Source organism: Citrobacter sp. CtB7.12, from assembly GCF_001297795.1.
Classification (GTDB): domain Bacteria; phylum Pseudomonadota; class Gammaproteobacteria; order Enterobacterales; family Enterobacteriaceae; genus Citrobacter_A; species Citrobacter_A amalonaticus.
In genome coordinates this window covers 42,692-65,213 of sequence record NZ_LIFT01000011.1, presented here as the reverse complement: position 1 = coordinate 65,213, position 22,522 = coordinate 42,692, and the positions used below count along the sequence as shown (strand labels likewise).

Annotated in this window: 21 protein-coding genes; 9 read left to right on the top strand and 12 right to left on the bottom strand. The window is 54.3% G+C overall.

Going from position 1 to position 22,522, the window contains the following annotated elements; genetic code table 11:
• The first annotated feature begins 144 nt into the window (after window positions 1–144).
• The 3 genes from gltB (at window position 145) to AOY24_RS14775 (ending at window position 7,347) form a co-directional block, all read left to right on the top strand.
• Window positions 145–4,605, top strand: a complete 4,461-nt coding sequence (gene gltB / locus AOY24_RS14785) for a glutamate synthase large subunit (RefSeq protein ID WP_061069287.1) — start codon at window positions 145–147, stop codon at window positions 4,603–4,605.
• 12 nt (window positions 4,606–4,617) lie between these two features.
• Window positions 4,618–6,036: a glutamate synthase subunit GltD gene (gltD, locus tag AOY24_RS14780; protein WP_042998313.1), complete on the top strand. Its 1,419-nt coding sequence runs from the start codon at window positions 4,618–4,620 to the stop codon at window positions 6,034–6,036.
• A 213-nt stretch (window positions 6,037–6,249) separates the two neighbouring features.
• A complete protein-coding gene (locus AOY24_RS14775; protein ID WP_104010272.1) occupies window positions 6,250–7,347 on the top strand; it encodes a YhcG family protein in 1,098 nt (365 codons plus the stop codon).
• 56 nt (window positions 7,348–7,403) lie between these two features.
• Here the strand turns inward: AOY24_RS14775 and nanQ are convergent, their stop codons facing one another.
• The 8 genes from nanQ to sspA form a co-directional block, all read right to left on the bottom strand.
• Window positions 7,404–7,871 (bottom strand): N-acetylneuraminate anomerase, encoded by a 468-nt coding sequence (gene nanQ, locus AOY24_RS14770; protein WP_054176889.1) that lies wholly within the window; start codon window positions 7,869–7,871, stop codon window positions 7,404–7,406.
• Window positions 7,868–8,743 carry an N-acetylmannosamine kinase gene (locus tag AOY24_RS14765; RefSeq protein WP_054176888.1) on the bottom strand — a complete coding sequence of 292 codons (876 nt, stop codon included), beginning with the start codon at window positions 8,741–8,743 and terminating at the stop codon, window positions 7,868–7,870. The genes nanQ and AOY24_RS14765 overlap by 4 nt, the downstream gene beginning before the upstream one ends.
• Window positions 8,740–9,429: an N-acetylmannosamine-6-phosphate 2-epimerase gene (locus AOY24_RS14760; RefSeq protein WP_054176887.1), complete on the bottom strand. Its 690-nt coding sequence runs from the start codon at window positions 9,427–9,429 to the stop codon at window positions 8,740–8,742. The genes AOY24_RS14765 and AOY24_RS14760 overlap by 4 nt, the downstream gene beginning before the upstream one ends.
• Window positions 9,430–9,476: 47 nt before the next feature.
• Complete coding sequence (locus tag AOY24_RS14755; protein WP_044263663.1) at window positions 9,477–10,967, bottom strand: MFS transporter; 1,491 nt, start codon at window positions 10,965–10,967, stop codon at window positions 9,477–9,479.
• A gap of 115 nt (window positions 10,968–11,082) precedes the next feature.
• Window positions 11,083–11,976, bottom strand: coding sequence for an N-acetylneuraminate lyase (gene nanA / locus AOY24_RS14750; RefSeq protein ID WP_054176886.1), 894 nt, complete (start codon window positions 11,974–11,976; stop codon window positions 11,083–11,085).
• 133 nt (window positions 11,977–12,109) lie between these two features.
• Window positions 12,110–12,901, bottom strand: a complete 792-nt coding sequence (gene nanR, locus AOY24_RS14745; protein ID WP_081097258.1) for a transcriptional regulator NanR — start codon at window positions 12,899–12,901, stop codon at window positions 12,110–12,112.
• Window positions 12,902–13,012: 111 nt separating this feature from the next.
• On the bottom strand, window positions 13,013–13,513 hold the full coding sequence (sspB, locus tag AOY24_RS14740) for a ClpXP protease specificity-enhancing factor (protein ID WP_042998320.1): 501 nt from the start codon (window positions 13,511–13,513) through the stop codon (window positions 13,013–13,015).
• 5 nt (window positions 13,514–13,518) lie between these two features.
• A complete protein-coding gene (gene sspA / locus AOY24_RS14735) occupies window positions 13,519–14,157 on the bottom strand; it encodes a stringent starvation protein SspA (protein ID WP_042998321.1) in 639 nt (212 codons plus the stop codon).
• A gap of 113 nt (window positions 14,158–14,270) precedes the next feature.
• On the opposite strand from sspA, the gene AOY24_RS25195 reads away from it, so the two are divergent.
• Window positions 14,271–14,465 (top strand): hypothetical protein, encoded by a 195-nt coding sequence (locus AOY24_RS25195; RefSeq protein ID WP_099433685.1) that lies wholly within the window; start codon window positions 14,271–14,273, stop codon window positions 14,463–14,465.
• Here AOY24_RS25195 and rpsI read toward each other — a convergent pair.
• From rpsI to zapE, 3 genes are all read right to left on the bottom strand, one after another.
• Complete coding sequence (gene rpsI / locus AOY24_RS14730) at window positions 14,462–14,854, bottom strand: 30S ribosomal protein S9 (RefSeq protein WP_000829818.1); 393 nt, start codon at window positions 14,852–14,854, stop codon at window positions 14,462–14,464. The two genes, AOY24_RS25195 and rpsI, sit on opposite strands and share 4 nt — an antisense overlap.
• Before the next feature lie 15 nt (window positions 14,855–14,869).
• Window positions 14,870–15,298, bottom strand: coding sequence for a 50S ribosomal protein L13 (rplM, locus tag AOY24_RS14725; RefSeq protein WP_042998322.1), 429 nt, complete (start codon window positions 15,296–15,298; stop codon window positions 14,870–14,872).
• 231 nt (window positions 15,299–15,529) lie between these two features.
• Window positions 15,530–16,657 (bottom strand): cell division protein ZapE, encoded by a 1,128-nt coding sequence (gene zapE / locus AOY24_RS14720; protein ID WP_044255971.1) that lies wholly within the window; start codon window positions 16,655–16,657, stop codon window positions 15,530–15,532.
• A 192-nt stretch (window positions 16,658–16,849) separates the two neighbouring features.
• Between zapE and zapG the strand changes: the two genes are divergently transcribed.
• From zapG to degS, 3 genes are all read left to right on the top strand, one after another.
• A complete protein-coding gene (gene zapG / locus AOY24_RS14715; RefSeq protein WP_043001761.1) occupies window positions 16,850–17,248 on the top strand; it encodes a Z-ring associated protein ZapG in 399 nt (132 codons plus the stop codon).
• Between the two features lie 168 nt (window positions 17,249–17,416).
• Complete coding sequence (gene degQ, locus AOY24_RS14710; protein ID WP_042998324.1) at window positions 17,417–18,784, top strand: serine endoprotease DegQ; 1,368 nt, start codon at window positions 17,417–17,419, stop codon at window positions 18,782–18,784.
• Window positions 18,785–18,874: 90 nt separating this feature from the next.
• Window positions 18,875–19,942 (top strand): outer membrane-stress sensor serine endopeptidase DegS, encoded by a 1,068-nt coding sequence (gene degS, locus AOY24_RS14705; RefSeq protein WP_042998325.1) that lies wholly within the window; start codon window positions 18,875–18,877, stop codon window positions 19,940–19,942.
• A gap of 69 nt (window positions 19,943–20,011) precedes the next feature.
• Here the strand turns inward: degS and mdh are convergent, their stop codons facing one another.
• Window positions 20,012–20,950, bottom strand: coding sequence for a malate dehydrogenase (gene mdh, locus AOY24_RS14700; RefSeq protein ID WP_042998326.1), 939 nt, complete (start codon window positions 20,948–20,950; stop codon window positions 20,012–20,014).
• A 414-nt stretch (window positions 20,951–21,364) separates the two neighbouring features.
• On the opposite strand from mdh, the gene argR reads away from it, so the two are divergent.
• Entirely contained in the window at window positions 21,365–21,835 is a 471-nt protein-coding gene (gene argR, locus AOY24_RS14695) for a transcriptional regulator ArgR (protein ID WP_042324992.1), read from the top strand.
• A gap of 368 nt (window positions 21,836–22,203) precedes the next feature.
• Window positions 22,204–22,467: a peroxide/acid stress response protein YhcN gene (gene yhcN / locus AOY24_RS14690; RefSeq protein ID WP_042998327.1), complete on the top strand. Its 264-nt coding sequence runs from the start codon at window positions 22,204–22,206 to the stop codon at window positions 22,465–22,467.
• Window positions 22,468–22,522 lie beyond the last annotated feature (55 nt).

Genomic DNA, 22,522 nt, shown 5'->3' with positions numbered 1-22,522 from the left:
CTTGTTTGACCTAAGCGAAATGGATAAAGAGGGCGAATGCGAGGTACGCGTATGACACGCAAACCCCGTCGCCATGCTCTTGGTGTGCCCGTGCGCAAACGGTATCGGAAGGGGGTCTCGCAGAGCCTGGGGAGGTTCACTGATATGTTGTACGATAAATCCCTTGAGAAGGATAACTGTGGTTTCGGCCTGATCGCCCACATAGAAGGCGAACCTAGCCACAAGGTAGTGCGTACCGCCATACACGCACTGGCCCGAATGCAGCACCGTGGCGCAATCCTCGCTGATGGTAAAACCGGCGATGGTTGTGGTCTGCTGCTGCAAAAACCTGACCGCTTTTTCCGCATCGTTGCGCAAGAGCACGGCTGGCGTTTAGCCAAAAACTACGCGGTTGGCATGATCTTCCTGAACAAAGACCCTGAACTGGCCGCCGCCTCTCGCCATATTGTCGAAGAAGAGCTTCAGCAGGAAACTCTGTCGATTGTTGGCTGGCGTGATGTGCCGACCAACGAAGGTGTACTGGGTGAAATCGCCCTCTCCTCCCTACCGCGTATTGAACAAATTTTTGTGAATGCCCCTGCGGGATGGCGTCCGCGCGATATGGAACGTCGTCTGTTCATCGCCCGTCGCCGTATTGAAAAACGACTACAGGAAGACAAAGACTTCTACGTCTGTAGCCTGTCAAACCTGGTCAACATCTATAAAGGTCTGTGTATGCCGGCGGATCTGCCGCGCTTCTACCTGGACCTCGCGGACTTGCGTCTGGAATCGGCCATTTGCCTGTTCCACCAGCGTTTTTCCACCAACACCGTGCCGCGCTGGCCGCTGGCGCAGCCGTTCCGCTACCTGGCGCACAACGGCGAAATCAACACCATTACCGGTAACCGCCAGTGGGCTCGCGCCCGTACCTATAAATTCCAGACCCCGCTGATACCGGATCTGCACGACGCCGCGCCGTTCGTTAACGAAACCGGCTCCGACTCCAGTTCCATGGATAATATGCTGGAACTGCTGCTGGCGGGCGGGATGGACATCATCCGCGCCATGCGTCTGCTGGTGCCGCCAGCCTGGCAGAACAACCCGGATATGGATCCGGATCTGCGCGCCTTCTTTGACTTTAACTCCATGCATATGGAGCCGTGGGACGGCCCGGCCGGTATCGTCATGTCCGACGGGCGTTTCGCCGCCTGTAACCTCGACCGTAACGGTCTGCGTCCGGCGCGCTATGTCATCACCAAAGACAAGCTGATCACCTGCGCATCTGAAGTCGGGATCTGGGACTACCAGCCTGACGAAGTGGTCGAAAAGGGCCGTGTCGGCCCCGGCGAACTGATGGTTATCGACACCCGCAGCGGTTGCATTCTGCACTCCGCCGAAACGGACGACGACCTGAAAAGCCGCCATCCGTATAAAGAGTGGATGGAGAAAAACGTCCGCCGCCTGGTGCCGTTTGAAGATCTGGCAGACGATCAGGTGGGCCAGCGTGAACTGGACGACGATACGCTCGCCAGCTACCAGAAACAGTTTAATTACAGCGCCGAAGAATTGGATTCCGTTCTCCGCGTGCTCGGCGAAAACGGTCAGGAAGCGGTCGGTTCAATGGGTGACGATACCCCGTTTGCCGTGCTTTCCAGCCAGCCGCGCATCATTTACGACTACTTCCGCCAGCAGTTTGCCCAGGTGACGAACCCACCTATCGATCCGCTGCGTGAAGCGCATGTCATGTCGCTGGCGACCAGCATCGGTCGCGAGATGAACGTCTTCTGCGAAGCGGAAGGCCAGGCGCACCGTCTGAGCTTTAAATCACCAATTCTGCTGTACTCTGATTTCCAGCAGCTCACTACGATGAAAGAAGAACATTATCGCGCCGACCGGCTCGATATCACCTTCGATGCGACGCAAACCACGCTGGAAGAGACAGTCAAAGCGCTGTGCGATACCGCCGAGCAAATGGTCCGCAGCGGCACCGTTCTGTTGGTACTGACAGACCGTAATATCGGCAAAAATCGCCTGCCGGTACCGGCGCCGATGGCCGTCGGCGCAGTACAAACGCGCCTGGTTGAGCAGAACCTGCGCTGCGACGCCAACATCATTGTCGAAACCGCAAGCGCTCGCGATCCGCATCACTTCGCCGTGCTGCTGGGCTTTGGCGCGACGGCCATTTACCCATACCTCGCGTATGAGACGCTGGGCCGTCTGATCGACACTCAGGCGATCGCCAAAAACTACCGTACCGTGATGCTGAACTACCGTAACGGCATCAACAAAGGGCTGTACAAAATAATGTCCAAAATGGGCATCTCAACCATCGCCTCCTACCGCTGCTCCAAACTGTTTGAAGCGGTGGGCCTGCATGATGATGTCGTGAATCTCTGCTTCCAGGGCGTGGTCAGTCGCATCGGCGGCGCGGGCTTTGCAGACTTCCAGCAGGATCTGCTGAACCTGTCCAAACGCGCCTGGCTGGCACGTAAACCTATTTCACAGGGCGGCCTGCTGAAGTATGTGCATGGCGGCGAATACCACGCCTACAACCCGGACGTGGTACGAACCCTGCAACAGGCGGTTCAGAGCGGGGAATACAGCGACTATCAGGAATACGCAAAACTGGTCAACGAGCGTCCCGCGACGACACTGCGCGATCTGCTGGCAATTAATCCTGGCGACAACGCGGTCAGCATCGAGGAAGTCGAACCGGCGAGCGAACTATTCAAACGTTTTGATACCGCGGCAATGTCGATCGGCGCACTAAGCCCGGAGGCACATGAAGCACTGGCCGAAGCGATGAACAGCATCGGCGGTAATTCCAACTCCGGCGAAGGCGGCGAAGACCCGGCGCGCTACGGCACCAATAAAGTGTCACGCATTAAGCAGGTGGCCTCTGGTCGCTTCGGTGTCACCCCGGCGTACCTGGTTAACGCCGACGTGATTCAGATTAAAGTCGCCCAGGGTGCGAAACCGGGAGAAGGTGGTCAGCTACCGGGTGATAAAGTGACCCCGTACATCGCCAAACTGCGCTACTCGGTACCGGGCGTGACGCTGATCTCCCCGCCGCCGCACCACGATATCTACTCTATCGAGGATTTAGCGCAGCTGATTTTCGATCTGAAGCAGGTGAACCCGAAGGCGATGATCTCCGTGAAGCTGGTGTCCGAACCGGGCGTCGGTACCATCGCGACCGGCGTGGCGAAAGCCTACGCTGACCTGATCACCATCGCCGGTTATGACGGCGGCACCGGCGCGAGCCCGCTCTCTTCAGTAAAATACGCAGGCTGTCCGTGGGAACTGGGCCTGGTGGAAACCCAGCAGGCGCTGGTCGCCAACGGCCTGCGTCATAAGATCCGTTTGCAGGTCGATGGCGGTCTTAAAACCGGCGTGGATATCATCAAAGCGGCGATCCTCGGAGCAGAAAGCTTCGGCTTCGGTACCGGCCCGATGGTGGCGCTGGGCTGTAAATACCTGCGTATTTGCCATCTCAACAACTGTGCAACCGGTGTGGCAACCCAGGACGACAAACTGCGCAAGAACCATTATCACGGTCTGCCGTTCAAAGTAACCAACTACTTTGAGTTTATCGCTCGCGAAACGCGCGAACTGATGGCGCAGCTTGGCGTGACGCGTCTGGTGGATCTGATTGGCCGTACCGACCTGCTGAAAGAACTGGACGGGTTTACCGCCAAACAGCAGAAACTGGCGCTGTCCCGGCTGCTGGAAACCGCGGAGCCGCATCCCGGCAAAGCGTTGTACTGCACCGAGAACAACCCACCGTTTGATAACGGTGTACTGAACGCACAGTTGCTGCAACAGGCGAAACCGTATGTTGATGAGCGCCAGAGCAAAACCTTCTGGTTCGATATTCGTAACACCGATCGTTCTGTTGGCGCGTCGCTCTCGGGATATATTGCTCAGACCCATGGCGATCAGGGGCTGGCCTCTGACCCAATTAAAGCGCACTTCAGCGGTACCGCAGGCCAGAGCTTCGGTGTCTGGAACGCGGGCGGCGTGGAGCTGTACCTGACCGGCGATGCTAACGACTATGTCGGCAAAGGCATGGCGGGTGGTCTGCTGGCGGTGCGTCCTCCGGTCGGTTCCGCTTTCCGCAGTCATGAAGCGAGCATCATTGGCAACACCTGCCTGTATGGCGCGACCGGGGGTCGTCTGTATGCCGCAGGGCGTGCGGGTGAGCGTTTCGGGGTGCGTAACTCCGGTGCGATCACCGTGGTGGAAGGGATTGGCGACAACGGGTGCGAATACATGACCGGCGGAATCGTCTGTATCCTCGGCAAAACCGGAGTGAACTTCGGCGCGGGTATGACGGGCGGGTTTGCCTACGTGCTGGATGAAGATGGTGAGTTCCGTAAACGTGTAAACCCGGAACTGGTCGAAGTGCTGGGCGTTGACGAACTGGCTATCCACGAAGAGCATCTGCGTGGCCTGATCACCGAACACGTGCAGCATACCGGTTCTCAGCGCGGGGAAGAGATTCTGGCTAACTGGTCAGCCTTCGCTAACAAATTCGCGCTGGTTAAACCGAAGTCCAGTGATGTGAAAGCACTGTTGGGTCACCGTAGTCGTAGCGCAGCAGAGCTGCGTGTGCAGGCGCAGTAAGGGGTAGCAGCAATGAGTCAGAACGTATACCAATTTATCGACCTGCAGCGCGTTGATCCGCCGAAGAAGCCGCTGAAGATCCGCAAAATCGAGTTTATCGAAATCTACGAACCGTTTTCAGAAGGTCAGGCAAAAGCACAGGCGGATCGTTGTCTTTCCTGCGGTAACCCGTACTGTGAGTGGAAATGCCCGGTTCATAACTACATTCCGAACTGGCTGAAGCTCGCCAATGAAGGACGCATTTTTGAAGCTGCGGAACTGTCTCACCAGACCAACACGCTGCCGGAAGTGTGCGGTCGCGTGTGCCCGCAGGACCGTTTGTGTGAAGGTTCTTGTACCCTGAACGACGAGTTCGGTGCCGTCACCATCGGCAACATCGAGCGTTATATCAATGATAAAGCGTTCGAAATGGGCTGGCGTCCGGATATGACCGGCGTTCGCCAGACTGACAAGCGGGTTGCGATCATCGGTGCCGGTCCAGCCGGGCTGGCTTGTGCCGACGTGTTGACCCGCAATGGCGTGAAGGCCGTGGTGTTTGACCGTCATCCAGAGATTGGCGGCCTGCTGACCTTTGGCATTCCGGCCTTCAAGCTGGAAAAAGAGGTGATGACTCGCCGCCGTGAAATTTTCACTGGCATGGGAATCGAGTTCAAACTGAATGTGGAAGTGGGACGTGACGTACAGCTCGACGACCTGCTGCAAGAGTACGATGCGGTATTCCTCGGCGTCGGCACCTATCAGTCCATGCGTGGCGGGCTGGAAAACGAAGACGCCGATGGCGTATTCGATGCCCTGCCGTTCCTGATCGCCAATACGAAGCAGATCATGGGCTTTGGTGAAACCACCGACGAACCGTACGTCAATATGGAAGGTAAACGCGTGGTGGTGCTGGGCGGTGGCGATACCGCCATGGACTGTGTGCGGACCTCCGTTCGTCAGGGCGCAACGCATGTCACCTGTGCCTATCGCCGTGACGAAGAAAACATGCCGGGTTCCCGACGCGAAGTGAAAAACGCGCGTGAAGAAGGTGTGGAGTTCCAGTTCAACGTGCAGCCGCTGGGTATTGAAATCAATGCGAATGGTAAAGTCAGCGGCGTGAAAATGGCACGTACCGAAATGGGTGCGCCGGATGCGAAAGGCCGCCGTCGTGCGGAAATCGTCCCCGGTTCCGAACATGTGGTTCCGGCGGATGCCGTTGTGATGGCGTTTGGCTTCCGCCCCCATAACATGGAGTGGCTGGCAAAACACAGCGTCGAACTGGATTCTCAGGGCCGTATTATCGCGCCGGAAGGCAGCGATAACGCCTTCCAGACCAGCAATCCGAAAATCTTCGCCGGCGGTGACATTGTGCGTGGTTCGGATCTGGTGGTGACCGCCATTGCCGAAGGCCGCAAAGCGGCTGACGGGATCATGAACTGGCTGGAAGTGTAGTAAACCTTTCTGACTCCCCTGCTCTGAGTTCTCGCTCAGGGATGGGGAGTCACCCTTTCTTTTCGCTATATCCCACCTTCATTCTTCGAAAGCGGCTCGCAAATTTCGCCGTAAATGAATGTAATGGGCTGAGTAGAATTGACCGTATATCCCTTTAAATGTACTGATAGCGAGATATTTTCAATCCGTAACTATCATGTCAGGGATAATATGATGGCAACAACATCGGCACAGCCCGCCGGCGATTATCAGCAAATCCACAACGGCATAATCCATCTGCTGGATACTGCCAGGACAGAGACCGTCCGCAATATCAACGCGATCATGACGGCGACGTACTGGGAAATAGGTCGACGTATTGTCCAGTTTGAGCAGGGCGGTGAAACGCGGGCAGCTTATGGTGCTCAACTGATTGAGCAACTGTCCATAGATTTAACCCGGCGCTATAAGCGTGGTTTCTCAACCGGCAACCTGCGGCAAATTAGAGCTTTTTACCTTTATTTTCAGCATATTGAAATTCACCAGACACTGTCTGGCGAATCTTTAAATCTCAAACAACTCGCCAGGATATTCCCGCTGCCCTGGTCAGCCTATGTCCGTCTCCTGTCAGTTAAAAACCCCGATGCCCGCACCTTTTACGAGAAAGAAACATTACGCAACGGTTGGTCAGTACGACAACTCGATCGGCAAATCGCGTCTCAGTTTTACGAACGTACGCTGCTGTCTCATGATAAACCCGCGTTGCTGCAACAGGCTGCGCCCACCGTGCCCGAAGTCTTACCAGAACACGCAATACGCGATCCCTTTATTCTCGAATTCCTCGATCTGAAAGATGAGTATTCTGAATCCGATCTGGAAGAAGCACTGATTAACCATCTGATGGAGTTTATGCTTGAACTCGGGGACGATTTTGCGTTTGTCAGCCGACAGCGCCGGTTACGCATTGACGATAGCTGGTTTCGCGTCGACCTGCTTTTCTTCCATCGCCGCTTGCGTTGTCTGTTAGTTGTTGACCTGAAAATGGGCAAATTCAGCTATGCCGATGCACGACAAATGAACATGTACCTTAACTACGCCAAAGAGCACTGGACAATGCCGGGGGAAAATCCGCCAGTAGGGTTAATCCTGTGTGCGGGAAAAGGGGCTGGAGAAGCGCACTACGCGCTGAACGGTTTACCGAATACCGTGATGGCAAGTGAATATAAAGTGCAATTGCCTGACGAAAAATTACTGGCAGATGAACTCATTCGTTCGCAATTGGCACTGACAGCGCAGCAAGCGGTATCCTCAGAAACATCATTGACAAAATAATGAACGGGATGGATGTGTAAAGCGTAAGACCGGATGGTAAAAACCATCCGGCATTTTCATGCGCCTAACAGGCTGGCGCGAACCTTGACGACAACTTTCTTAATCTCTTTCGGTTCTCCCACGCTGCACCCCGGTTTGTGCGGCTCTCCGGGCATAAATACCGCGAACATGCCTGGCTGTAGGGTAATGGTCTGACTACCCGCTATCTCGCGACAAAGCTGATAATCCTCTTCAACATGTACCTCTTCACATTGCCGCGCAGAATCCGCCACGCCGAAATGAATGCGTTCCTCTCCCGCCAGCAGTAGCTGGATATCGATGTATTGCTCGTGCAGTTCGGCCTTTTTCTCTGCGGCCGATTGCGTGGCAAACTGCATTACGTTCATAAAGATATCGTCCTCGCGTAGCTCAACGCGACCAGGGGATTGCTCCTGCGGTCTGGCGGTCAACGCCAGCGTCAGCGCCTCTTCCAGCACGGGATGTAAACCGGCAGCAGACAACGTACAAACTTCACCCAGTATCATCCTTTCTCTCCTTGTGCTAACAATGCCGCACCCAACAGCCCCGCGTCGTGGCGGTAATGCGCCGCGCTGAGTTCGACGTGATAGAGCGGGGGCATTTGTTCGAGACAGGCGCGGACCTGCGACAGATACCCTTGCGCCAGCCCAACGCTGCCGCCGACAACCACCCGCTGACAATCGGTGACCGCTTTCGTATCGGCAATCAGCCGTGCCAGCACCTTTGCGGAGTCAGCGACCAATCGGCGGGCCTGTTCATCGCCCTCTGCCGCACGGGCAAAAATGGTTTTCGCATCGCATCCGGCAAGCGAGCCTTGCGCTGCGGCAGCAATACCGCGTCCCGACGCGATAGCCTCGACGCATCCCACTCGTCCACAGCCGCACACCGGCCCATTAGGGTCCGCGAGGGTATGACCCAGGTGTCCGGCCAAACCACCTGTACCGGTGACTAGCTGACCGTCGCTGACCACACCGCCGCCGACGCCGGTTGAAACGGTGATAAACACCATATCCCGCGTTTCATCGGCAATTGCATGATATTCCGCCCATGCGGCAGCCTGTGCATCGTTGATCGCCAGCGTTGGTAAGCCGGTGAGGGCTTCTAACGTCTGCACCAGCGGAAAGTGAAGCAACCCGCCCAAATTAGAGGGATTTATCGCCAACAGGTGGCCTTCGCGGATAATCCCCGTCGAGGCTATCGCCACCCGATGCGCTTGCGACTGCAACGGTTGCACCAGTGTTTTCAGCGCGTCGCGTAGTGCCGGAGACGTTTTACTGGCAGGGGTGGGCAGCTCACGACGTTCGCGAATCTGCAAATCATCCACCACCAGCGCGGCGGCGAGTTTCGTACCGCCAATATCAATGGCCAGCGTCGTCATAGCACCGCCCTTTTCAACGCTGTGTTATACCATTCACAGATGTGCTCCAGCCGGGTAATCGCAGATCCGACCGTCACTGCCCAGGCGCCGTGACGCATTGCTTCACCGGCCTGCGCCGGGGTATTGTAGCGGCCTTCAGCAATCACCCGGCACCCGGCTTCACTCAGCGATTTCACTAGCGCCAGATCCGGTTCATCAGGGGTTTCTGCGGTGGTATAACCCGAAAGCGTGGTGCCAATAATATCTGCACCGAGCGCCTGACAGGCCAGGCCGTCCTCCTGCGAGGAGCAATCGGCCATTGCCAGTAACTGGTGGTGATGGACACGCGCCAGTAGCGCCGCAACCGGCACCGGACGCACGCGGTCGGTGCCATCAATCGCGATAATGTCCGCGCCGGCCTGCGCCAGCGCATCGACATCCTCCAGAAACGCGGTGATGCGCACAGGAGAATCCGCGAGATCGCGTTTGAGAATGCCGATTATCGGTACGGAAACCACGGCACGCGTCGCCTTCAGATTCTCAATCCCTTCAATACGTAACGCGACGGCCCCAGCCTGCTCTGCCGCCAGCGCCATCGCCGCCACAATCTCGGGTTTATCCAGTGGACTGCCGGGAACCGGCTGGCAGGAGACAATCAAACCACCACGCGCGGCAATGCTTTTATCCAGTTGTGCAAGTAACGACATACTTCTTCCCTTACGTGTATTGCCCGGTGCAGGACCGGGCAAGTGGATTAACTTTTGCTTTTGACTAAGGGGCTTTTATCGCCGCCGAACGGGATAGCGCCGCTGAACGGCTTACCGTCAATGGCGTCATGGGTACGCAGCGCCTCCGGTCGCAGCCAGCGCTGGACGCGGGATGGCATATCCAGACCAATCAGTAGAATCACCACAAAGGTCAGGCTGAAAGAGAGCGATCCCAGCGCGGTGCCCAGATCCAGTCGTTGGGCAATCAGCGCCCCCAGGATCGGTGCCAGCGCCCCGCCGAGCGCCCCGACGTTATAGGTGAAACCCAGACCCGCCGCACGCTGATCGGTATCGAAATAACCGCCAATCAGTTTCGGTAAGATTCCGGAGATCCCTTGCCCCAGCATCTGCTGGAAAAACAGAAGTAAACCAAGTACCCAGACATTGGTACCGCCAATGGCAAACACCGGAATGATCAGCAGTTGTGAGGCCAACAGACTGTAAACATAAGCTTTGCGGGTCCCCAGCCAGTCACCAAGGAAGCCACCGACGCAGCAGCCGACCGCAGCACCAAAGCCGCTAAAGAAGAGTACGCGCGCCACGGTGGAAGGATCGTATGCCAGTTCCGTTTTCAGATAGGTGGGCAACAGCGCCTGAATCGGCCACGAGTAGAGGAAAGCAAACAGGACAACAATCATGAGCATCACGCCCGTCGGCCAGCGCTTGCCGCTACTTTGTACCATGAAGCTGATAAAGATCACCGCACACAGCAAACCCAGTACCGCGACAATCGCCGCATTTTGCAGGTCCCCGGCAAAACAGAACCACAGTGCGATCGCCGCCGCTGTCGTCATCAGAATGTTGACGACGCGATGTTCACCCCGATAAAGAATATCGACCATCGTGCGTACCGGCGCTTTGCCTTCATGCTTCTCTTTCCAGTCCTCTGCTTCCGGTATGTTTTTGCGTAGCCAGAGGGCAAAAATAATCGGCAGAATGCCAATGAAGAACAGCGCGCGCCAGCCCCAGACCGGCACCACCAGGCTGTAGACCTGAGCCGCAATCACGGCACCAACGGAGAACCCCGAGATCAGAAAACCACTGGCCTTATTACGCAGATGTTTTGGCCAGCTTTCAATAACATAGGTCGCACTGGAACCGTATTCGCCCGCCATCCCCATGCCAATCACCAGTCGGGCGATAAACATAGTGGTGTAACCCGGCGCAAAACCACAGGCCAGCGTTCCCATTGAGAACAGAATAATACTGGTGACCATCGCCAGACGACGCCCATACCGGTCACCCATCGCGCCCAGCATTAACCCGCCAAACCAGCGGGAAATAAAGGCTGCCGAAATCAGGCTCGCCGCCTGAACCGTCGTCAGCCCGAACTCTCCTTGTACTTCCGTCAGCACAAGGGCTATCAACACAAAATCAAAACCATCCAGCAAATATCCCAACCATGCGGCGGAGAATGCCCGCCATTGCGCCCGGTTGAGATGGCGATACCACGGGATGCTTTGGGTAGAAGTACTCATTTTACTCTCCCGACGATTTTTGTTGTTGTGCCGGATGACGATTCAGCCTTATCCGGCACACGATGCTTTTTTGTCGGCCGGGTAAGCGCAGCGCCCCCGGCACTACGTTACGCGGTTACGCCTTCTCTGCCATTAACTGCTGCGCCAACGCCTTCAGTTCCGGCAGATATTTTTCATCCACGGGGGCAAACGGCTTACGGCACAGCGGTACAGAAACCACGTCCATATAGTGCAGAACCGTTTTCAGCCCACGGAACACGCCAGCCTTAATGAGGAGATCGATAACCTTATTGCACTCTGTTTGCAGTTTTTGCGCAGTCCGGATATCTCCTTCTTTGAGCGCTTTCACAATTCCCAGATATCGCCAGCCCATGATGTTGTAAGTGCTGCCGATACCGCCGTCCGCTCCGGCCAGCAGGCCTGAAGCGAAAATTTCGTCATAACCGTTATAAAGCACCAGATCCGGATGCTCGCGACGGATCTGCTCCATCTGGAACAGATCGCCCGATGTTTGCTTCAGTGCACCAACGCCCGGCAGGGTGACCAACGTGTTGATCTGATCCAGCGTTAACTTCACGCCGCTCAACGCCGGAATGTTATAGACCACCATCGGCAAACCATCCGCCGAATCAATAATGGCCCGGTAATGATCGCAGTGCTCTTCAAAGCTGAACGGATAGTAGAACGGCGTCACCGCAGAGACCGCGTCAAAGCCGTAACGATGCGCGGCACGGGCGAGCTGCTGGCTCTCATGGGTGCTGACCGTTCCAACGTGAGCGATTAGCGTGACTTTGCCCTTCGCCTCTTCCGCGACGACTTCCAGCACCTGCTCCCTTTCCGCACAGCTCTGTACAAAGGCTTCGCCGGTGGAACCGCCCACGTACAGCCCATCGATCCCCTGAGCGATGTTAAAACGCACCAGCCGGCGCAGGCTTTCAATATCCAGCTTCTGTTGGTTATCGAAAGGGGTTAACAACGCTGGCATTACGCCTCGTAACTCTTTTGCCATAACGACCTCTGTCATGATTAGTGTTATCTAACTGCATACCTTTATACCTGTTATACCAGATCAAATAAGCAGCAATACAATACAGAACGCTTATAGTGCGATCTGCTTCACTAAACGATCGTCAGGATCGCGATCACTTACGCATTTTTGAATGTTGACCGAGGGCGTGCCAGGTGGCGGAAACGCTGTTGAGATGAGATTGCAGTGCGCGATCGGCCTCATCTGGATCGCGTCGGCGAATCGCATCAACGATAGCGATATGCTGCTGATAACTTATATTATTATGCTCGAAGAGCTCGCGATCCGGCACGGTCGGGCGAGCGGCGATCAGCCAGTCCAGCAGCGCAACGTGGATCGCCATAAAGATCGGATTGCCGGGGATCTCCGCCAGCACGCGATGAAAATCGACATCTGAACGGATGAACAGCGTATTGTCATCCAGCGACTGGCTGTTGATCTCCAGCGCTTTTGCCAGCAGATCGATCTGTTCTTCTGTGGCATTCTCCGCTGCATAACGCACGAGACTGGACTCAAAGAACAGGCGCAACTGCTCAAAGTGGGCAATGCCGCCAGGATGTGCGAGGAAATCTTTTGCCATTCCGGACAGCTCACCAATGATGGTATCCGCCGAAGGACGGGAAACACGGGCACGTTCGCCGTTGTTGATTTGCACCAGGCCTTTACGCTTCAGCGCGGCCAGTGCCTCACGCACAGAGGGACGACCGACGTTGAAAAAGGCCATCAGTTCCCGTTCGGACGGCAACTGTTCCCCCTCGCCGAACTCACGGCGACGGATCATCTGCTCTAACTCTTCCTCGACCATTTCCGACAGCTTTTTTCGCGCCAGCGGACGACGGCGAAGGCTACGCCCAATAGTGGCTGGAGAATCTTCTGCTTGAGAATCGAATGCGTTCATAAGACCTATTTGCGAGTCACGGTGACAAACAACAGCAGGCTCATCGTAACACAGGATCGGAAGGAGGGTGAAACCACGGTCGGTGCGATCAAAAACAGGCCCAGCGGGGCCTGTTTTCATCTATTTAACAACACGTAATGCCGGTCGCCCACCACGCGGCGGCGGCGGATCGTCATCCGGATTGTTGTCATCGTCATGATCCGGTTTATCACCATCAATGACTGACATAACGGTTTCGCTCTCTGCGCCAGATGTCGCGTCATCATCATTAAGACTGGCAACATCTTCGTCATAGGCCGCTTCCGGTTCAAACATCGTTCCGGCACCGTTTTCACGCGCATAAATAGCCAGCACTGCCGCTAATGGCACAGAAACCTGACGCGGAACGCCGCCGAAACGCGCATTAAAACGCACCTCATCGTTAGCCAGCTCCAGATTCCCCACCGCGCGCGGTGCAATGTTCAGGACAATCTGCCCGTCGCGGGCATATTCCATCGGAACATGCACACCCGGCAACGTCACATCCACCACCAGGTGCGGCGTGAGCTGGTTGTCCAGCAACCACTCATAAAATGCACGCAGCAGATACGGACGGCGCGGTGTTAGCTGTGACAAATCCATCAGTATTAACCCCGGCCAAGACGCATTTCGCGTTCAGCTTCGGTTAAGGACGCCAGGAAAGAATCACGCTCAAAGACGCGGGTCATGTAACCCTTCAGCTCTTTCGCGCCCGCACCGCTGAACTCAATACCCAGCTGCGGCAGACGCCACAACAGCGGCGCCAGGTAGCAATCCACCAGGCTGAATTCATCGCTCAGGAAATACGGTTTCTGACCGAATACCGGTGCAATCGCCTGCAGTTCTTCACGCAGTTGTTTGCGAGCAACGTCAGCTTCTGAAGCAGACCCGTTAACGATGACGTTCATCAGCGTATACCAGTCTTTTTCGATACGGTGCATGTACAGGCGGCTTTCGCCACGTGCTACCGGGTAAACCGGCATTAATGGCGGATGCGGGAAACGCTCATCCAGGTATTCCATAATGATGCGAGATTCCCACAGGGTCAGCTCACGATCTACCAGTGTCGGGACGCTCTGATTCGGGTTGAGGTCAATCAGATCCTGAGGTGGATTGTCCTTTTCCACGTGCTCGATCTCGAAACTTACACCTTTCTCAGCCAGCACAATGCGGACCTGATGGCTATAGATGTCAGTAGGACCAGAAAACAGCGTCATTACCGAACGTTTGTTGGCAGCGACAGCCATGAAAACCTCCAGGTATATTCAGAATTTTTACTGCTACCAGCCATCGCATGGCCAGTCAGAAGTGATGTCACCCACGTCGGAAAAGTCATCATCGTTCAAAAAGCAAACAAAAAATGAGCAATACCCGATATTTGGGCAGAAAATTGGATGATAGTTTACCAGATTTTGTGACCTTTGTGGTGAGTCGATTCTGGAAATGGGGAAAAAGAGGGTTTTGTCAGAGGATTACGCCAGATTTATCCATAAAAAAACCCGCCGAAGCGGGTTTTTTCGCCAACCGTAATCTGCCAAAGGCAGAAAACAATTAACGTTTGGAGAACTGCGGACGACGACGTGCTTTACGCAGGCCGACTTTCTTACGTTCAACCTGACGAGCATCACGAGTAACGAAGCCTGCTTTACGCAGTTCGGAACGCAGGGACTCGTCGTACTCCATCAGAGCGCGGGTGATACCGTGACGGATCGCACCAGCCTGACCAGAGATACCACCACCTTTAACAGTGATGTACAGATCCAGTTTCTCAACCATGTCGACCAGTTCCAGCGGCTGACGAACTACCATGCGGGCAGTTTCACGACCGAAGTACTGTTCCAGAGAACGTTGGTTGATAACGATTTTGCCGTTGCCCGGTTTGATGAAAACGCGAGCTGCGGAACTTTTGCGGCGACCAGTGCCGTAGTATTGATTTTCAGCCATTGCCTATAATCCCGATTAGATGTCAAGAACTTGCGGTTGCTGTGCCGCGTGGTTGTGCTCGTTGCCAGCGTAAACTTTCAGTTTACGGAACATAGCACGACCCAGCGGGCCTTTTGGCAGCATGCCTTTAACCGCGATTTCAATCACACGCTCAGGACGGCGAGCAATCATCTCTTCAAAGGTCGCTTCTTTGATACCACCGATGTGACCGGTGTGGTGATAGTACACTTTGTCAGTACGCTTGTTGCCGGTTACAGCAACTTTGTCAGCGTTCAGAACGATGATGTAATCACCGGTATCTACGTGCGGAGTGTATTCCGCTTTATGCTTACCGCGCAGGCGAATAGCCAGTTCAGTAGCCAGACGGCCCAGAGTTTTACCGGTCGCGTCAACAACGTACCAGTCGCGTTTTACGGTTTCTGGTTTAGCTGTAAAAGTTTTCATTAAAAGCTTACCCAATAAATAAGTTACACGTTGGTGAACACCCAAACGTTATGTCAGTTGAGGTTCACACGACAAAGTCCGGCAAACCTACCCCTTCGAATAGCCAATGCCAGCACACAAAAAGTTTTGGGAAAAAAACTTTCTTGTAACGTGGGGTCGCAAGATTATAGAGAAGTCGGGGTCAAAGATCGACCCCTTTCTGTGATTTGCACAACAGTTTATTGGCCGCGATCAGGGCATGTGTTCTTGCTTGAGATATTCCTCGCTCTGCATCTCCTGCAAACGCGACAGACAGCGCTGGAATTCGAACTTCAGTCGCTCCCCCTGATACACCTCATATAAAGGCACAGCGGCGCTTACCACCAGCTTGACGTGGCGTTCGTAAAATTCATCCACCAGCGCGATAAAACGACGCGCTTCGCTTTCCATTAACGGTGTCATCACCGGCACGTCAAACAGCATAACCGTATGGTAGAGGCGTGACAGCGCAATATAGTCGTGCTGGCTGCGGGCATCAATGCACAGCGTATGAAATGAGACCGCCAGCGTCTGGTTTTCCATGCCCAGCGTCGGCAATGGACGATGATTAATCTCCAGAACCGGTCCCTGCTGTTCACGTTTGGTGCCAGCCAGCGCCAGCCAGAGGTTATCCATCTGCTGCTGCGTTTCATTATTCAGTGGTGAGAGCCACAAATGCGCCTGGGTCAACGTCCGCAGTCGATAATCCACGCCTGCGTCTACGTTCATGATGTCGCAATGCTGCTTAATCGCATCGATGGCGGGAAGAAAACGCGTACGCTGTAACCCGTTACGGTACAGCTCATCTGGCGGAATATTCGAAGTTGCCACCAGCGTAATACCGCGCGCAAACAGCGCCTTCATCAGGCCGCCGAGCAGCATGGCATCGGTAATATCAGACACAAAAAACTCATCAAAGCACAGCACATCTGTTTCTGCCTTAAAACGGTCAGCCACGATGTCGAGCGGATCGGTTTGTCCCTGCAGCGCGGTTAACTCCTCATGCACGCGCAGCATGAAGCGATGGAAGTGCAGACGCTGCTTACGAACGCCAGGCAGGCTGTGGTAGAACAGATCCATCAGCCAGGTTTTCCCCCGACCAACTCCCCCCCACATATATAAGCCTCGCACCGGCGCGCTGTGTACCTCTTCCTTTTTCCCCAGCAGTTTGCCCACGCGGGCCATAAACCCTTTTGCGTCGGAAACCGCAGGGGGGTTCGCCGTTAACGCCTGGTAAATGCTCTCCAGACGATTGACCGCTTCTCTCTGCACGTCGTCGGGTTGGTGAGTGCCTTCGTTAATGGCTTTCAGGTAACGCGATGTGGGGGTAAAGCTCTGCATGATGTTATTGTTATTCCTTGAAAATCGGTGTGCCGTCGTTCACGGTTGACGAAAAAAAGGCCGTTCTACACTACGCGATATAAAGACGGGATTCCACTTCTGTGGGATTAGCGGTTATAGTGGCAGTATCAGGCGCAGGTATGGAGCCTAAAGCCAACACCCTACGGAAACAAAAGACAACGGGAGATGTTCATGACCTGGGAATATGCGCTAATTGGGTTAGTCGTCGGCATCATCGTCGGTGCTGTAGCCATGCGTTTTGGTAACCGGAAATTACGCCAGCAACAGGCGTTGCAGTACGAACTGGAAAAGAATAAAGCTGAGCTGGAAGAGTACCGCGAAGAACTGGTCAGCCATTTTGCCCGCAGCGCCGAGTTGCTGGACACCATGGCTCACGATTACCGTCAGCTGTATCAGCACATGGCGAAAAGCTCCAGCAGCCTGCTGCCGGAACTGTCTGCGGAATCTAACCCGTTCCGTAACCGTCTGGCTGAATCTGAAGCCGGCAACGACCAGGCTCCGGTACAAATGCCGCGTGACTACTCCGAAGGCGCATCCGGCCTGCTGCGTAGTGGCGCAAAGCGCGACTGACTGCACAGCGATAATATTTTTCCTGGGCGCAGCGATTGCGCCCACCTCTTCTCTCCCGTCCCGACTATCATTTAATCATTATCCGCATTGTTAGCAGACTGAAAATTCAATAACATCAAACTGTTTTGAATCGTCTTTCCCTTTACTCAAGGTACGAGAGCAGGATCAATGAAAATACAAACCCAGCTGTTGAGTGCATTAGCGTTAAGTGTCGGGTTAACTCTCTCGGCGCCGTTTCAGGCCATTGCGTCGATCCCAGGCCAGGTTCCCGGCCAGCCCGCGCTTCCCAGTCTTGCCCCGATGCTCGAAAAAGTGCTGCCTGCCGTCGTTAGCGTGAAGGTTGAAGGCACCGCCACTCAAACGCAGAAAGTCCCGGAAGAGTTTAAAAAATTCTTTGGCGATGATCTGCCCGATCAGCAGGCACAGCCGTTTGAAGGACTGGGTTCCGGGGTCATTATCGATGCCGCAAAAGGCTATGTTCTGACCAACAATCATGTGATTAATCAGGCGCAGAAAATCAGCGTTCAGTTGAATGACGGGCGTGAATTCGAGGCCAAACTGATTGGCAGCGACGATCAAAGCGACATCGCCCTGCTGCAAATTCAAAACGCCAGCAAGCTGACGCAAATCGCCATCGCCGACTCGGATAAACTGCGCGTTGGTGATTTTGCTGTGGCGGTCGGTAACCCGTTTGGTCTGGGGCAAACCGCCACCTCCGGTATCGTCTCCGCGCTGGGACGCAGTGGGTTGAACCTGGAAGGTCTGGAGAACTTTATTCAAACCGATGCTTCAATCAACCGCGGGAACTCCGGCGGCGCGCTGCTTAACCTGAACGGCGAGCTGATCGGCATTAACACCGCTATTCTTGCGCCTGGCGGCGGCAGCGTCGGGATCGGTTTTGCCATCCCCAGCAATATGGCCCGCATCCTGGCGCAGCAGCTAATTCAGTTTGGTGAAATCAAGCGGGGCCTGTTGGGGATTAAAGGGACCGAAATGTCCGCCGACATCGCCAAAGCATTCAAGATAGATGTGCAGCGCGGTGCCTTTGTCAGCGAAGTACTGCCAAACTCCGGTTCAGCCAAAGCGGGCATTAAGTCCGGCGATGTGATTACCAGTCTCAACGGCAAACCGCTCAATAGTTTTGCTGAGCTGCGCTCCCGGATTGCCACCACAGAACCCGGTACTAAAGTGAAGCTGGGCCTGTTGCGTAACGGCAAACCGCTGGAAGTGGAAGTGACGCTTGATACCAGCACCTCGTCATCTGCCAGCGCGGAGATGATTGCCCCGGCGTTACAGGGCGCGACGCTGAGCGATGGTCAGCTCAAAGACGGCAGCAAAGGTATCAAAATTGACAGCGTTGAAAAGAGCAGTCCCGCCGCACAGGCTGGTTTGCAGAAGGATGATGTGATCATCGGGGTCAACCGTGACCGCGTGAATTCTATCGCCGAGATGCGCAAAGTGCTGGAAGCCAAACCGTCCATTATTGCGCTACAAATCGTCCGCGGTAACGAGAGCATTTATCTGCTCCTGCGTTAAATCCAGACGACCGGGCATCAGCCTCGCGTGTGATGTCCGGTTAACTCGTGATATGCTGCTGCCGTTCCCTTTATTAATGACGCCTCCATCATGTTAGTGAAGCTCTTACGTTCGGTTGCAATTGGTTTGATTGTTGGCGCCATTCTTCTGGCCGCCATGCCTTCGCTACGCAAAATCAACACGCTTTCTGCACCGCAATATGACAGTGCCGACGAGACGCCCGCCAGCTATAACTCTGCGGTACGTCGCGCGGCCCCCGCTGTGGTCAACGTCTATAACCGCAGTATGAACAGCACCGCGCATAATCAGCTGGAAATCCGCACCCTGGGTTCAGGCGTGATCATGGATCAGCGCGGCTACATCATTACCAACAAGCATGTGATCAACGATGCCGATCAAATCATCGTCGCCTTGCAGGATGGGCGTGTGTTTGAAGCGCTGCTGGTTGGCTCCGATACGCTGACCGACCTGGCGGTACTGAAAATCAACGCCACTGGCGGTCTGCCGACGATTCCGATCAACGCCGGGCGTTCACCGCATATCGGTGACGTAGTCCTGGCGATCGGTAACCCTTATAATCTCGGACAAACCATCACCCAGGGCATTATCAGCGCCACGGGGCGTATCGGCCTGAACCCAACCGGACGACAGAACTTCCTGCAAACGGATGCCTCGATCAACCACGGTAACTCTGGTGGGGCACTGGTGAACTCGCTGGGTGAGCTCATGGGTATCAACACCCTGTCGTTTGATAAAAGCAACGACGGCGAAACGCCGGAAGGGATTGGCTTTGCCATTCCGTTCCAGCTGGCAACCAAAATTATGGATAAGCTGATCCGCGATGGCCGTGTTATCCGTGGCTACATTGGGATTGGTGGTCGTGAAATTGCCCCACTGCACACGCAGGGCGGCGGTATGGACCAAATCCAGGGGATCGTCGTGAACGAAGTGGCGCCGGATGGCCCGGCGGCGCAGGCCGGTATTCAGGTTAACGACCTGATTATCTCCGTGAACAGCAGACCGGCGGTCTCCGCACTGGAAACCATGGACCAGGTAGCAGAGATTCGACCAGGTTCGGTCATTCCGGTGATTGTCATGCGTGATGATAAGAAGCTGACGCTACAGGTCACTATTCAGGAATACCCGGCAACCAATTAGTTATCGGCAATCAGGCAATAAAAAACCGGAGGCATATTGCTCCGGTTTTTTTATGGCTTCGCGGTTCGCTTACTTGTTAACGAACTCTTCACCCAGTTGAATATCTTTCTTCAGGGTATCCAGCATACCTTCCAGCGCATTCTGCTCGAATGCGCTCAGTTTGCCGATAGACTGACGCTCTTCGACGCCGTTTTTACCCAGCAGCAGCGGCTGCGAGAAGAAACGTGCGTACTGACCGTCACCTTCAACGTAGGCACATTCAACAACGCCTTTTTCGCCCTGCAGTGCGCGCACCAGAGAAAGACCGAAACGAGCGGCCGCCTGGCCCATAGACAGGGTTGCCGATCCGCCACCCGCCTTCGCTTCAACCACTTCGGTACCTGCGTTCTGAATACGCTTGGTCAGGTCAGCGACTTCCTGGTCAGTGAAGCTCACGCCCGGGATCTGCGACAGCAGTGGCAGAATGGTCACGCCAGAGTGTCCGCCGATAACCGGAACTTCAACTTCAGTCGGCAGTTTACCTTTCAGTTCCGCCACAAAGGTGTTGGAGCGGATGATATCCAGCGTGGTTACGCCAAACAGTTTATTTTTGTCGTAAACGCCCGCTTTTTTCAGTACTTCTGCTGCAATAGCGACGGTGGTGTTCACCGGGTTGGTGATGATACCGATGCAGGCTTTCGGACAGGTCGTCGCGATCTGCTGTACCAGGTTCTTCACGATGCCCGCATTGACGTTAAACAGGTCGGAACGATCCATACCCGGTTTACGCGCTACACCTGCGGAGATCAGCACCACGTCCGCACCATGCAGTGCAGGGGTCGCGTCTTCACCGGAGAAGCCTTTGATTTTCACAGCAGTTGGGATATGGCTAAGATCTACAGCCACACCGGGAGTCACTGGAGCGATGTCGTACAGGGAGAGTTCTGAACCTGAAGGCAGTTGGGTTTTTAACAGTAGTGCAAGCGCCTGGCCGATACCGCCGGCAGCGCCGAGGACTGCGACTTTCATCCTAAACTCCTTATTATATTGATAAACTAGTGTTTGTTGCTCCGCGGCGGCGACGTTAAACCACAAATTCGATGAATACAATCACCCGTATTCAATTCTGTGTTGTCACGCGAATTTAGCTTTTATGCATTTAATTGACGTAATCCGAAGCTGTCTGTGCAGTAGAGCAACTTTCCAACAGGTGGTGACAATATACCCTACTACCAGCCCAAAACAACATCAATTTGATAACAATTAATTTACTTTTAAGCTTATTTGCGAGGCGTGACACAGGCATGTTTCTTGATAACAATATTTGATAAAATTCCGCTCTTTCATAACATTATTTCAGCCTTCACTTGGGCAGACTATTTGCATAAAAATTCATCTGTATGCATAATAATGTTGTTTCCACTCTCATACTACGGGTGACTTATGCGAAGCTCAGCTAAGCAAGAAGAATTAGTTAAAGCGTTTAAAGCGCTACTTAAAGAAGAAAAATTCAGCTCTCAGGGCGAAATTGTCCTCGCATTGCAGGATCAAGGCTTTGATAACATCAACCAGTCCAAAGTGTCACGCATGCTGACAAAGTTTGGGGCAGTCCGTACCCGCAATGCGAAAATGGAGATGGTGTACTGCCTCCCGGCTGAACTGGGCGTACCCACCACCTCCAGCCCACTGAAAAACCTGGTTCTTGATATCGATTTTAACGATGCAGTGGTGGTGATCCACACAAGTCCTGGCGCGGCGCAGTTGATCGCACGCCTGCTGGACTCGCTGGGTAAAGCTGAAGGCATTCTGGGCACCATCGCCGGGGATGACACCATCTTTACCACCCCGGCTAATGGCTTTACGGTAAAAGATCTCTACGAAGCCATTCTGGAGCTGTTCGAACAAGAGCTCTGACCCTCTCACCCCGTCGTCTGAGGCGGCGGGGTAAAACCCTGCTTTAACGTTCACTTCCCGTTATTTTATCTGCCTGTTATTTAGCAAATAGTGCGTTTATCTGCCCAAAATCATTCAAGCAGTGAATATGCTCATGCAAAACCGCACAAATCGCAAAATTTCATATCCATATGATTTTATTAGATATAAACAAAAAACCATCACTTTTTAATTCCAGACAGGCATAAAAAAATAAATTTTCATTACTTACGCATCGCTGAAACCATTAGCGTGGTATTAATTTATCACGTGATTAGTGTATACTTGATTTTGTGATGAGGGTCACGAAACGAAGACCCCCAAATAATAAATTCGACGAGGTACTTATCATGAAAATCAAAACAACTGTTGCTGCGTTAAGCGTTCTCTCTGTTCTTTCATTCGGCGCATTCGCCGCAGATTCTATCAACGCAGAACAAGCACAAAATCGCGAAGCGATTGGCTCTGTCTCCGTAAGTGCAATCGGCTCCAGCCCAATGGACATGCATGAAATGCTGAACAAGAAAGCCCAGGAAAAAGGCGCATCAGCGTATCAGATCACCGAAGCCCGTAGCGGTGACACCTGGCATGCCACTGCCGAATTGTACAAATAAACCCTCGTCGTCTAGTCCGACGACCTTGCCCCCGACTGTCGGGGGCTTTTTTATC